12 protein-coding genes and 1 riboswitch are annotated in these 12719 nt (G+C 28.2%); of the genes, 7 read left to right on the top strand and 5 right to left on the bottom strand.

What is annotated here, in order from left to right; all coding sequences use genetic code 11:
• Window positions 1-286 precede the first annotated feature (286 nt).
• Complete coding sequence (locus tag M6G78_RS04285) at window positions 287-928, top strand: GNAT family N-acetyltransferase (RefSeq protein ID WP_138269246.1); 642 nt, start codon at window positions 287-289, stop codon at window positions 926-928.
• A gap of 15 nt (window positions 929-943) precedes the next feature.
• Window positions 944-1864: an AEC family transporter gene (locus tag M6G78_RS04280; protein WP_138269245.1), complete on the top strand. Its 921-nt coding sequence runs from the start codon at window positions 944-946 to the stop codon at window positions 1862-1864.
• Between the two features lie 24 nt (window positions 1865-1888).
• Here the strand turns inward: M6G78_RS04280 and murC are convergent, their stop codons facing one another.
• Window positions 1889-3289, bottom strand: a complete 1401-nt coding sequence (murC, locus tag M6G78_RS04275) for a UDP-N-acetylmuramate--L-alanine ligase (protein WP_138269244.1) — start codon at window positions 3287-3289, stop codon at window positions 1889-1891.
• Window positions 3290-3561: 272 nt separating this feature from the next.
• On the opposite strand from murC, the gene spoVG reads away from it, so the two are divergent.
• A complete protein-coding gene (gene spoVG, locus M6G78_RS04270; RefSeq protein ID WP_138269243.1) occupies window positions 3562-3840 on the top strand; it encodes a septation regulator SpoVG in 279 nt (92 codons plus the stop codon).
• Between the two features lie 111 nt (window positions 3841-3951).
• Here spoVG and M6G78_RS04265 read toward each other — a convergent pair whose 3' ends face one another.
• Window positions 3952-4518 carry an ECF transporter S component gene (locus tag M6G78_RS04265; protein WP_138269242.1) on the bottom strand — a complete coding sequence of 189 codons (567 nt, stop codon included), beginning with the start codon at window positions 4516-4518 and terminating at the stop codon, window positions 3952-3954.
• An 82-nt stretch (window positions 4519-4600) separates the two neighbouring features.
• A riboswitch (FMN riboswitch) is annotated at window positions 4601-4713 on the bottom strand.
• A 152-nt stretch (window positions 4714-4865) separates the two neighbouring features.
• On the opposite strand from M6G78_RS04265, the gene M6G78_RS04260 reads away from it, so the two are divergent.
• Window positions 4866-5108 carry a helix-turn-helix domain-containing protein gene (locus tag M6G78_RS04260; RefSeq protein WP_243112235.1) on the top strand — a complete coding sequence of 81 codons (243 nt, stop codon included), beginning with the start codon at window positions 4866-4868 and terminating at the stop codon, window positions 5106-5108.
• Window positions 5109-5114: 6 nt separating this feature from the next.
• Window positions 5115-5618 carry an ion channel gene (locus tag M6G78_RS04255; protein WP_347559332.1) on the top strand — a complete coding sequence of 168 codons (504 nt, stop codon included), beginning with the start codon at window positions 5115-5117 and terminating at the stop codon, window positions 5616-5618.
• A 120-nt stretch (window positions 5619-5738) separates the two neighbouring features.
• Here the strand turns inward: M6G78_RS04255 and M6G78_RS04250 are convergent, their stop codons facing one another.
• Window positions 5739-8546 (bottom strand): vWA domain-containing protein, encoded by a 2808-nt coding sequence (locus M6G78_RS04250; protein WP_253229695.1) that lies wholly within the window; start codon window positions 8544-8546, stop codon window positions 5739-5741.
• A gap of 606 nt (window positions 8547-9152) precedes the next feature.
• Here M6G78_RS04250 and M6G78_RS04245 point away from each other — a divergent pair.
• The gene (locus M6G78_RS04245) at window positions 9153-9923 is read left to right on the top strand and encodes a protein-ADP-ribose hydrolase (protein ID WP_138267880.1); all 771 of its coding nucleotides are present in this window, start codon (window positions 9153-9155) and stop codon (window positions 9921-9923) included.
• Window positions 9877-10746, top strand: a complete 870-nt coding sequence (locus M6G78_RS04240; RefSeq protein WP_243112181.1) for a Sir2 family NAD-dependent protein deacetylase — start codon at window positions 9877-9879, stop codon at window positions 10744-10746. The genes M6G78_RS04245 and M6G78_RS04240 overlap by 47 nt, the downstream gene beginning before the upstream one ends.
• 56 nt (window positions 10747-10802) lie before the next feature.
• Here the strand turns inward: M6G78_RS04240 and deoC are convergent, their stop codons facing one another.
• Together deoC and M6G78_RS04230 are read right to left on the bottom strand one after the other, a co-directional pair.
• Window positions 10803-11474 (bottom strand): deoxyribose-phosphate aldolase, encoded by a 672-nt coding sequence (gene deoC, locus M6G78_RS04235; RefSeq protein ID WP_138267878.1) that lies wholly within the window; start codon window positions 11472-11474, stop codon window positions 10803-10805.
• 47 nt (window positions 11475-11521) lie between these two features.
• Window positions 11522-12619 (bottom strand): galactitol-1-phosphate 5-dehydrogenase, encoded by a 1098-nt coding sequence (locus tag M6G78_RS04230; RefSeq protein ID WP_138267877.1) that lies wholly within the window; start codon window positions 12617-12619, stop codon window positions 11522-11524.
• Window positions 12620-12719 lie beyond the last annotated feature (100 nt).

Raw genomic sequence — 12719 nt, 5'->3', positions numbered from 1 at the left:
AGTAAAAAATAAAAATTTATTGTAATATCACAAGATTATACCAAAATTAGTTTTTTAATACAATATAATAATAATAAAATATTTATTTTTTAAATTTTATTATTTTAAATTTATACCTGTAAATATGTTATTATATAGGTGTTAAATTTATAAAAATAAAGGTGGTGTCTTTTTGTTACCGGTAATGTAATATATTTGTATATTTAATAAAGATAACTTTGTTATCTTTATTTTAGTGTCCTTTATTAGTATCAATTTTTAAATTAAATATAAAAGGAGAATAAATATGAATAAAGATTATATTATTAGAAAAGAAACCAAAGAAGATTATAAAAATACTGAATTTTTAACAAGGGAAGCATTTTTTAATGTTTATACAAAAGGATGTGTAGAACATTATGTGCTTAATAAACTTCATAAAAGCGATGATTATATAAAAGAGCTTTCTTTTGTAGTTAAAAAAGATGAACAATTAATAGGGCATATAGGATATTCAAATGCTAAATTAATAAAAGAAAATAAACATAAAGATGTACTTACTTTTGGTCCTGTTAGCATAATACCTGAATATAAACACAAAGGAATAGGCAGTGATTTAATAAATTATTCAATAAAAAAAGCAAAAGAAATGGGATATAAAGCAATTATAATATATGGAAATCCTCTTTTATACCATAGGTTCGGTTTTACCCTTGCTTTAAAATTTGATATAAAAACCGAAGATGGTAAAAACGCCGTTCCTCTTTTGGCTTTAGAACTTGAAAAAGATTATCTTAGTGATGTAAAAGATTTTAGATTTGTTGAAAGTGAAGATTTTAATATAAACGAAAATGACTTTATAGAATTTGAAAAAAATTTCCCTTACAAAGAGAAAAAAGAAACTTATTCTCAAAAAGAATTTGAAATACTAAGCAGTTTAATGTGGTAAAAAGAAAGGAGCATAATGGATTTAAGCAATATAATAACACAAATGATTGTTTTGTTTTTGGTAATGACTTTAGGATATATCTTAGAAAAAATAGGGTATATGGATAAACATGTATCAAGTAAGTTAAATATACTGATTTTAAATGTAACAACCCCGTGTTTGATCCTATCATCCGTAACAACTGGTGAAATATCATATAATAAAAGCACTGTTTTTCTTATTTTACTTATTGCTTTTTTAATGTATTTAATACTTCCTTTTATAGCAATATTATTAAATAAAATATTAAAAATAGAAAAAGAAAATTTCGGACTTTATATGTTTATGACAATATTTTCTAATATTGGATTTATGGGATATCCCGTAACAAAAACAATATTCGGAGAAAGTGCCGTATTTCTATGTAGCCTTTTTAATATGGTATTCGGCATATTTGTTTACAGCCTCGGAATTTATCTATTTAATATGGATAGTAAAGAAAAAACAAAATTTGATTTCAAAAAAGTCATAAACCCGGGAATGATATCAAGCGTTCTTGCAATAATTATTTTTATATTTTCTATAAATATTCCCTCTTTCTTAAGCTCAACTTTTGAAATGGTAGGGAGTATAACAAGTCCTCTTGCAATGATTTTAATAGGCTGTTCATTAGCAAGAATTCCTGTAAAAGAAATATTTAACGAATATAAATTATATCCTTATACAATAATAAAACAAATATTAATTCCATTAGCTGCAATGTTTATTTTAAAACATGTTATTACAAATCCATTAATTTTAGGGCTTACCATAATAGTAATGGCAATGCCTGTTGGAAACATAACCGTAATGTTTGCAGGTAAATATGAAGGAAACGCTGCTCTTGCATCAAAAGGAGTATTTATAACAACCGTATGTTCCTTTATCACAATTCCGATTCTTTGCTATATATTATAAAAGACCGAGAAATCTCGGTCTTTTTTATTCATATATTTCTTTTAATTTATCAACTATATCGTAAGCAACTTGATTTATTGATTGGCTTCCGGCAACAAGAACAAAATCCCCCGGCTTAGCATTTTCTACAATATAATCTCTTATATCTGAAAATTCACTTATTACTCTTGAAGGTATGCCGTATTTTTCAACTACTTTTTCGGCTATGTCTTCAGAATATATATTCCATTCGTTATCTTCTCTGTCTGAGTAAATATCGTTTAATATAAGCTCGTCTGCACCTTTCATTGCATCTACAAACTCATCAAATAAAAGGAATGTTCTTGAATAAGTATGAGGTTGGAATATTACGAATAATTTTTTATGTTCATAATTTTTACAAGCATCAATAGTAACTTTAAGTTCTGTTGGATGATGAGCATAATCTTCTATTACAGTAATATTGTTTACAACTCCTCTTTTTTCAAATCTTCTTTTTGCACCCATAAATTCTTTAAAACTGTCATTTACAATTTTTTTGTCAATCATAAAGAAATCTGAAACTGCAACAACGCTTAAAGCATTAAGTACGTTGTGTTCTCCCGGTATATTAAGTTCAAAGTGATAATAAAATTCACCGTTTTTATATACATCAAATCTTGGTTTTCCAAGTTCGTTATATGTTATATTTTTAGCAACAAAGTCATTATTTTCTGAAAGACCAACTTTAACTATTTTACATTCAAGTCCGTCTAAAATATCAAGAACGTTTTTATCATCTCCGTTTACAACAAGTAAACCGTCTTTTGGAGTAATTTTTGCAAACTTTTTAAATGATTCTTTTATTTGTTCTATACCACCTGTAAAGTAATCAAGATGATCTCTTTCAATATTTTGTATTGTTCCTACAAAATGTCTTGAATGAAGGAAACTGTCTACGAATTCACATGCTTCTATTACAAAATAGTCGCTGTCCCCAACTCTTGAGTTTCCGTTTATTTTTCTTAAAGTTCCTCCTATTGAAATTGAAGGATCAAGATTTGCATTTAAAAATACCAAAGACATAAGGGAAGATGTTGTTGTTTTTCCATGAGTTCCGCTTACAGCTACGGTTTTTTTATAATATTTACTTATAAGTCCAAGGAAAATTGAACGTTCTATTTCAAGAATACCTTTATTTTTTCCCTCAACTCTTTCAGGATTATTTTCTCTGATTGCAGCAGAATAAACTATTAAATCTATATCGTCGGTTATATTTTCTTTATTATGTCCTATAATAACTTTAATTCCGTTCTTTTCTAATTTTTCGGTATAAACACAAGGTCTCATATCTGAACCTAAAACTTCTTTACCGTTTATTTTTGACATTAAAGCAAGACCAGACATACTGGTTCCGCCTATTCCAATAAAATATATCTTTTTTATATTTTCTAAATCTATATTCATTTTTTCACCGCCGTATTGTTTTTATATAAACTTTAACACTTATTTATTTCATTATATGCTTATTATATACTTAATATATTTTACTATCTTTCAATGATTTTTACAATATTTATTTATATTATAATTATATTAAAAAAATCGGCAAATATTTAAAGTAAAAACATCATGTTGAAAAATTATGAAATCCTTTATTCATAGGTATGTAATCGTTATTGCAATTCTTAAATTTATAATGTATAATATATTTAACAGAATAAAGGGAGGAAAGACAAATGCAAATCACAGACATTAGGGTAAGAAAGACATATGACGAAGGAAAGATGAAAGCGATCGTATCTGTTACTTTTGATGATCAATTCGTAATTCATGACATCAAAATAATTGAAGGAGACAATGGGGTATTTATTGCTATGCCTAGTAGAAAAATGCCTAATGGTGAATTCAAAGATATTGCACATCCGATAAACCTTGAAACAAGAGTCGAAATGCAAAACAAAGTTTTGGAAGCTTATGAGGATAAACTAAAAGAGCTAGCCGAAGAAGCAGAATAATTATTAAGAACGAATGCCCCTTTATAAGGGGCTTTTTTATATGAAAAAAATTAAAGCCTCTCGTTTTGAGAGGCTAAATGGATTCATTAAGTAAAGATTTTATTATTATTTCTATTTTGTTGTATTTACTCTTGCACTATCAGGTCTTGTTTTTATAAAGTTACTGATAGGTTTATATACAATAAAAGTTATTATACAGTTAATACCGGCTTTTAAAATATTAAAAGGTATTACCGCAACAGGAAGTGAAGCTTTTACGGCTTCTAATGGCATACCGTAGAAATTAGTTGTAATAACCAAGTTTGCCGGAATCATAACAAGAACCATTGCTAAAGCTCCAAGAACAAGCCCTAATACAGCACCTTTTCTTGTTTTGTTTTTGCTGTATACAAATCCTGCAACACCTACAAGTGCGCTGCTTGAGATTATGTGCATTAATGCACCTACCCAACCATTCATAGCACTTACTGTTAGTGCTTGTATACAACTTGAAATTATAACGGATATTATTCCTGTTACAGGTCCGAACATTAAACCTATAATAAGAAGTGGAACATCCATTGGTTCGTATTCAAGCCATGCAGCCGATGGCATAATTGGGAATCGTACTAAAAGCATTAATACGATTGACAATGCAATAAGCATTGAAACTGTTACAAGTCTTCTAGTGTCTTTCATTTTTTTTATACCTCCTTAAAATTTAAGGTATACATAAAAAAATAGTAATCGCCCTTCAGGAAATTACTAAAAAAAATACTTTATGTATCCTCTCTCATCCGGACTTTACCGTCGGTAAAGGAATTTCACCTTTTCAGCTTTCGCTCGCAGACTATAACTGCCGGTAGGGAATTTCACCCAACCCTGAAGATTGTTTACCTTATATTATAATATTTTTTTAAAAAAGTCAACATAAAGTCGCCATAGGTTACTTTTTATATTTAATAAAATCATGTAAAATATAAGAAAAGAAATTTGATTTTGGCTAAATTTAATTTATGTAATATTAATAAATGGAGGTGAATAAAATGCAACTTAGAGAAGCTATAAATAAAAAAATAATGACGCTATGTGAAGAAAGCGGATATTCCATAAATTCACTTGCAAACATGGCAGGTATTCCTCCTACTACTCTTTACAGTATGTTCGATGGAAAATGTAAAAACCCGGGAATAAAGACAATTAAAATCTTATGTGATTTTTTTGAAATAAGCATAAGAGACTTCTTTAACGATGAATTATTTAATGATATAGACAAAGGTTTTGAATAATTATTTATATTTTATTATTATAAAAAAGAAGAGATTTCTCTTCTTTTTTTATTTTATGTTATGATATATAAAAAAGAGGTTTTATATATGAAAAAAGCAAGACTTTTTTGGTCTATAGTAAGAAGATGTAACGGTGAAAAGATAACCATAGGATTTATTTTAAGTATTTTTATGGTAGCATTTATAATAATGATAAAAGAACCTGGGGTATCATCATATGGAGATGCTTTATGGTATACTTTTGTGTCTTCATCGACAATAGGTTTTGGGGATATTGTTGTTACAACAACAATAAGCAAACTTTTAACGGTATATATTACTCTATATCAAGCTTTAATGATAGCTATGCTTTCAGGGGTCATAGTGAGCCATTATTTAGAAGTAATTCAAAGAAGGGAAGAATATACCATAACTGTATTTATGGATAAGCTGGAGCATTTAAGCGAGTTAAACGATGAAGAAATAAAACAGATACAAGAAAAAATAAAAAAATTAAAAATGACAATGTAAATTAAGCAATGATTCTTATTTTTTCTATATTTAAATTAATATAATTTTTATTTTTCTATAAAATAAAAATAGTACCGATAAATAAAACTACGGTACTATTTTTATTAATAATATTAAAACTTATTTATTTACTTTTTCTTTTCTAACACATACTGTCACTGCCGTGAAAGAAACTGCAAACAGTAATATCCATGCTCCAACCATATTTTTATCTTCAGTATTTGGTGTATTTAAAGAAGACGAATTTGAAGATGATGTATTATCTGTTTTTGTACCTGATGCGCTTGTATCTTCCCAAATTAAAGCAAAAGGAGAGAATGAATCCACAGTAATTTGAATTCCATTATCAGTATTTGTTAACTTATATTTTTCATTTTTTTGATTTTCACTGAACAGTTCCATTTCATAATTATCGGTTAAAGCTTCATTATCATTACGGTCTAAACCTTTATAATGAACAATAAAGAATTCAGTATTTTCATCCGTTCCTTCAGGATAAGGCCAGTAAATTGTAATAGGTTCATTTGCACCAACTACAGCATTTGAATTATTTGTATATACCAAATCAAGATATTTCATTTCAATATTATAATTATCAGGAAGTACATCAAATTCTTCTAATGATGCTTCTTCCAAAGTAGAAGTTGCACTTGGAATAACATCATCAACAAGGAGGTTCACTGCACTCGAATCTGCAACTTCGATACTCGAAACCTGATTATCTGAACCTTTATAATAATATTTAGTTTCACTAGGTACCTGTGCTGTTACTTCACTTACGGCTTCTTTCGGTTCTTCTCCCGTAACAATTTCAGTAGTAGGATTTTCTTCATCAGATACTACACCTCTAATTTTAAGTTCAGCACTAACAACATTTATATCAAAGCTGTAACTTGAATCTGAATTTGGAAGTTTAATTTCAGCTTTAACTAATCCCTGATTTAATGCCCCTGCATAAATAGACATAGTATAAGTTTTATTCGGAGTATCCTGGTCAACTGTAAAATCATCACTAATCATTATATTTCCATCTTCATCTCGGAACTCAAGACGAATTGGATCTTGCCCCTTAGAAGAAACTAAGCGATATAGGTAACATCCATTTACCTGGCTGCTGTTTCCTTTATGTTGATCATATTTTTCAATACTCCATTTACGAGTTTCTTTTCCGTCATTATAGGTAAATGTCAAATATTTTGAAATATCCAATGTCGTATCATCACTTACACCAAGCTGTTCTTTAAGCCATTTATCAACATTTTCCGGTAAATCAATAGTATATCCAGGTTCTGGAAGAGTGTTTTTATTAGATGCTGCTACATATCCTTGCTGATCCATTACAACACCTTCATAGCCTTTTCCGCCTGTATAAACTGTCATTGATGCAATATTCACAGAAACAGTCTGTGATTTATTATCTACAGTATAAGAAACCGTTGGAAGAGAAAATGGAACAGAATCCTCCTCTTCTCCTTGTGAATTGATAGGATATAATGTGGCTTCTTTACTTACTTTTAATGCATCCAAAGATTCACTGCCGTCTTCATCATAAACCCCATATGTACCATTAATTGTCTGTGGATTTGTTAGTTTTACATTATAATGTAATTTTACAAAATCATCCATTTTTACATTTGTATTAATTAAAAGATCAAAACTATCTTTACCATTATCATTTTTTCCATTTGGATAATAGATTAATTCAAATGGATAATTTCCATCATTATCTTTTTGTCCAAAAGCATATTTATTATCGCTAATCTTTGTTGTTGTTAAAGTCTTCGTTCCAATAGTTAGTTTTAAGTTATCAAGGTTAACCATATCAAAGTCATATGAGTTACCATAATTATCACTGCCATAACCAATAATATTTTCTACTTTTGAACCTTTTCCCATATAATATATTAATGTATCATTAACTTCAGCAAATGGGTCTGAAATACTATCACTATCATAACGAGTAACATAACCTTTATCAGCCATCCAGGACTTGAAAGACTCTGTATAATCACCAAATTTTGTTCCTTTATTATATGGATAATCTACCCATATAACATTAGCTTCATTATTTTCTTTCATTTCAATTATTGACTGACCGGCAAAATAAGTTGCAGACTCTAAATTTGAATAATAATCCATAGATGTATTTACATCCATTCCAGGTTCTAAATTACTAACGAGATAATTTTTATCTGATTTTTTATCTTCTGTAATTGAATATTTACCTATATCTTTTCCTGAGTTTGCATCATTAATTATTTCTCCAAAAGTTCTAAGGTTAAGCTTTCCATTTATATAACGTGCTATAAAATCTTCATTGGTATTCCAGTTGTTCAGATATGGTAGTTGTGCCAAAGCTTGTCCATTATCATTAACCCACATACGTGCACCGCCGTCTGTAAGCAAAACAAGATACTTATTATCCGATTCTGCAACACCAGATTTTAGTAATGAACGTGCTTTTTCTATACCGGCTTGAAGATTACTTCCTGAACGTCCAGTTTGTCCATTGTAACTTTTATCGGTCATTTTTTCCATTAAATTATTGAGAACACTCTCATCACTAATATTTTCCATACTATCACTTGAATACAAAATTGGATTACTTCCGCCAAATATTACTAATCCTGCATTTACGTCAATATTAGATATCTTTGTTAGATTATTTAACATATTGGCTGCATCATTTGCTAAATCAGAAGCATCGCTGCTGGTTGAACCATCTAATACGAACACAATATCCATTGTCTGTCTATATTCTTCAGCAGGAACAGTCATTGTTACTTCTGAAATATAATTACTATCTAAATTTGTAGCTTTATGTGTTACTTCAGGTGAAGTAATATTTTTTTGTTCTGCTGCTGTAACAGTGGGTAACATACTTATTAACATCATTATTGATAATACAAATCCAAGTAATTTCTTCATATTTTTTTACTTTCCTCCTATTATTTTATTGATATTTTGGATTGTCTTTTCTTTAAATGTCTTATGAAATAAAATTTTGAAATTCTTTTTAGATATGAAAATATGTATAATAAAAATTACAAAAATAATACATTTTGTGATAATAATGTTATAATTAATACATAGTTCATATTTGTAATGATTAATATATAAAATAAAAAAAATCAGACAAATAAGTTTAATAATTTAAATAAATTGATTTGATACAAAAAGTATACATTTATTTTTTAATATAAATATTTTTTAATATAAAACTGAATAATAACAGGTATAATAACGACATTATATATAACTTAATATGATTAGATATAGAAAATTTTATGAAGTCATTGTAAGTTATTAAAGCAAAACGAATAAGAGAAATTAATTATTATATTTAATGATAAAATCGAAAATTAAAATATCTTAGAAAAAACAAAAAATTAAAAAATAGCAATATCAAGCAAGTTTTTAAACTTTTTTTTTATTTAAATAATGATATTAGTTTCTAAAAAGTAACCATATTACAAAAAAGTGCCTACTTTATTTTTTTATATTAATTATTTATTATATATAAAGGAGGAAAAAATGAATCAAAATGATAGAAGAAAATATTTAATTAACTATTTATTAAACGAAAAAGAAGATTATAAAAATATTAAAATACCAAGATATGAAGATGAACAAAAAATCCTACTTCGCTCTCTAATGAATATTCGTCCTGCAAAAAATATAGCAAAAGAATTTTTAAAAATTCAAGATGAATATCTAAATGAAGAATTAAAAAAACAAGAAATAATTAATATAACAAATTTAAAACCTTTAAAGAAAAATATATATTTAATAAAAGAAGATATAACTAAACTAGAAGTTGACGCAATAGTAAATGCAGCCAATTCTTCACTTCTTGGATGTTTTATACCATGTCATAAATGCATAGATAATACCATTCACTCAAAAGCAGGAATTCAATTAAGACTAGAATGCAGTAAAATCATGAATATACAACAAAGCGAAGAACCGACAGGAAAAGCAAAAATAACAAAAGCATATAATTTACCATGTAAATATATAATACATACGGTTGGACCTTATATAGATAATATACTTAAAAATAGTGACATTGAAACTCTTAAATCATGTTACACTTCATGTCTAAAACTTGCTGACAAATATAAATTAAAATCTATTGCATTTTGTTGTATATCAACAGGAGAATTTCATTTTCCAAATGATATAGCAGCTAAGATTGCCGTTGATACAGTTATTAAATATTTAGATGAAACAAAATCAACAATTGAGGTGATATTTGATGTTTTCAAATCAAAAGACTATGAAATATACAAAAAACTACTATGATTTAATTAAAATTGTAAAAGAAAAAATAAATAATTTTGATATTATACTGGTAGGAGCAGGAGCAGGACTTTCTTCATCAGCAGGTTTTACTTATTCAAAAGAAAGATTTTTTAAATATTTTTCTGATTTTCATAAAAAATACGGCATACAGGATATGTACTCAGGCGGCTTTTATCCATTTGATACACTAGAAGAATACTGGGCTTTTTGGAGCAGATATATATTTATTAATAGATATAAAGATAATGATAATGAAACGTATAGTAATCTTTTAAAAATCTTAAAAGATAAAGATTATTTTGTGATTACAACAAATGTAGACCATTTATTTCAAAAAGCGGGAATTGATAAAACCAGACTATTTTATACACAAGGTGATTATGGTTTGTTTCAATGCTCTACACCTTGTCATAATGAAACATTTGACAATAAAGAGCAAGTAATAAAAATGGTTAAAGAGCAGAAAGATATGAAAATACCTTCATATTTAATTCCCAAATGTCCATACTGTAATAAACCTTTAACAATGAATTTAAGACAAGATGATACTTTTGTTGAAGATGAAGGTTGGAATAAAGCATATAAAAGATATGAAAATTTTCTAAATAAAAATAAAGATAAAAAAATTTTATTTTTAGAACTCGGTGTTGGATACAATACACCATCAATTATAAAATATCCGTTTTGGCAAATGACCTTTAACAATAAAAATTCATTTTATTGTTCAATTAATAACCAAGATGATAATATTCCATTACAAATACAAAATAGAGCAATATTATTAAAACAAGACATAAAAACTGCTATAAATGATATATTATAAAAAAAGAAGAGAAAATATTCTCTTCTTTTTTTATATATTAGGAAAAATGTAAGTTATTATTTGCTTGCTGCGTCAATTTCATCAAACATAGCTTGTGTTCTTGAAATACCAAGTCTTGAACAACCAGCTTTTAAGAATGCTTCAGCATCAGCAACTGTTGAAATACCGCCGGCAGCTTTAATTTGAACTCTTGTTGTATCGATATTTGCTTTCATGATTGCGATATCTTCAAGTGTAGCACCACCTGATGAGAAACCTGTAGATGTTTTAACAAATCCAGCACCAGCATCAGAACAAATTCTTGAAGCTTTTGCGATTTCATCTTTTGTTAATAAGCAGTTTTCTAAGATAACTTTGATATTAGCAGGAGAAGCATTTACTACTGCATGAACATCGTTAAATACTGTATCATAATCACCTGATTTTAAAGCTGAAACGTTAAGTACGATATCAACTTCTGTTGCACCCATGTTGTATACTCTTTGAGTATCAGCAACTTTTGATTCTGTAAGTTCTGCACCGTTTGGGAAACCAACACATGCACATACTGCTGTTTCAGAACCTTTTAGAATATCATAAGCCATTTTTACTCTTGATGGAGTAACACATACAGTTCTACATTTCCATTCTTTTGCGAATTGGATTCCTTTTCTTACTTCATCATAAGTTAATTGTGGTTTTAATAAAGAGTGGTCATTTGCTCTTGCTAATTCGTATTTTGTTAACATATTAATTTTCTCCTTAAATTTTATTTATATTTTATTTTAATTAAAAACTATTTTCCAGGTTCGTAACCATCTTGTGTAATTACGATTTTGTTAAAGAATTCTTTTCTTTCAATTAATTCAAATGCATCTTTTACATCATCAACTTTAAATCTATGAGAAATAATTGATGTTAAGTCAAGTAAACCTTTCTTAGCAGCATCTATTGTTGCACAGAATTCTTCATATTCAGGTGTAAAGTTATAGCACCAAGAACCTTTTATTGTAAGTTCTTTTCTTAAAATACATTTATCATAAGATTTATCAAGAACATTTACATCTCCGTGTGGAGTACCTATACATGTAAATGTACCGTGTTTCTTTAAGCATTGTAATGCTTGGTTAAATGTTATAGGAGAACCTGCTGCTTCTATACATACTTCAGGACCATCTTCACCAGTATATTCTTTAATTTTTGCAACAACTTCTTCATTTGTCATATTTAATGAGTTAATTGTATAAGTAGCGCCTACTTTCTTGATTAAGTCAAGTTTTTCGTCTTTAATATCAACTGCGATTACCATTCTTGCTCCGCAGATGTTTGCCCATTGAACCATATAGTATCCAACAGGACCTGTACCGAATACTACAACTGCATCGTTAACTTTGATACCGGCTCTTAAAGCACCGTGTAATGAAATAACAGCAGGGTCGATTTGGCAAATCATATCCCAACTAAAGTCATCAGGACATACATAACATTGTGTAGCTTTTACTGCAACGTATTGACCAAAACCACCGTCACTTCTTGAACCTGTGTAGCCGTATGTATCACATAAATTTATATTACCATTTAAGCAGTCTTTACATTTTCCGCATCCTGTCATAGGGTTTACGTCAACTCTTTGACCTACTTTTAATTCTTCTCTTAAGTCAAGGTCTTTTACACCTTTACCGATTTCAACTATTTCACCACCGAATTCATGACCTAGTGTTGTAGGGAAGTGATATGTACCTGTTGAGAAAACTCTACCTAAGTCAGAACCACATATACCTGCACAGTATACTCTAAGTAATACTTCGTCATCTTTTATTTGTGGAATATCCACTTCGTCACATCTTATGTCGTTGATAGCATGAAGTCTGCCAGCTTTCATTTTGCCTTGCATTTTTTTTCCTCCTAAGAAACTTAAAAATATTTATATTTTATTGACATCACTTAATTGATATGTTAATATTTATTTGTTCATATGAACACTTTAAATGCTC

The sequence above is a fragment of the Anaerofustis sp. NSJ-163 genome (assembly GCF_024135845.1).
In the GTDB taxonomy this organism is placed as follows: Bacteria; Bacillota; Clostridia; order Eubacteriales; family Anaerofustaceae; genus Anaerofustis; species Anaerofustis butyriciformans.
This window is presented reverse-complemented; position numbering and strand designations above follow the sequence as displayed.

What these genes read in the sequence shown, in the direction of transcription:
- M6G78_RS04285 (WP_138269246.1), top strand. Translation starts at nt 287, where the DNA reads ATGAATAAAGATTATATTATTAGAAAAGAAACCAAAGAAGATTATAAA.
- M6G78_RS04280 (WP_138269245.1), top strand. Translation starts at nt 944, where the DNA reads ATGGATTTAAGCAATATAATAACACAAATGATTGTTTTGTTTTTGGTA.
- murC (WP_138269244.1), bottom strand. Translation starts at nt 3,289, where the DNA reads ATGAATATAGATTTAGAAAATATAAAAAAGATATATTTTATTGGAATA.
- spoVG (WP_138269243.1), top strand. Translation starts at nt 3,562, where the DNA reads ATGCAAATCACAGACATTAGGGTAAGAAAGACATATGACGAAGGAAAG.
- M6G78_RS04265 (WP_138269242.1), bottom strand. Translation starts at nt 4,518, where the DNA reads ATGAAAGACACTAGAAGACTTGTAACAGTTTCAATGCTTATTGCATTG.
- M6G78_RS04260 (WP_243112235.1), top strand. Translation starts at nt 4,866, where the DNA reads ATGCAACTTAGAGAAGCTATAAATAAAAAAATAATGACGCTATGTGAA.
- M6G78_RS04250 (WP_253229695.1), bottom strand. Translation starts at nt 8,546, where the DNA reads ATGAAGAAATTACTTGGATTTGTATTATCAATAATGATGTTAATAAGT.
- M6G78_RS04245 (WP_138267880.1), top strand. Translation starts at nt 9,153, where the DNA reads ATGAATCAAAATGATAGAAGAAAATATTTAATTAACTATTTATTAAAC.
- M6G78_RS04240 (WP_243112181.1), top strand. Translation starts at nt 9,877, where the DNA reads ATGTTTTCAAATCAAAAGACTATGAAATATACAAAAAACTACTATGAT.
- deoC (WP_138267878.1), bottom strand. Translation starts at nt 11,474, where the DNA reads ATGTTAACAAAATACGAATTAGCAAGAGCAAATGACCACTCTTTATTA.
- M6G78_RS04230 (WP_138267877.1), bottom strand. Translation starts at nt 12,619, where the DNA reads ATGCAAGGCAAAATGAAAGCTGGCAGACTTCATGCTATCAACGACATA.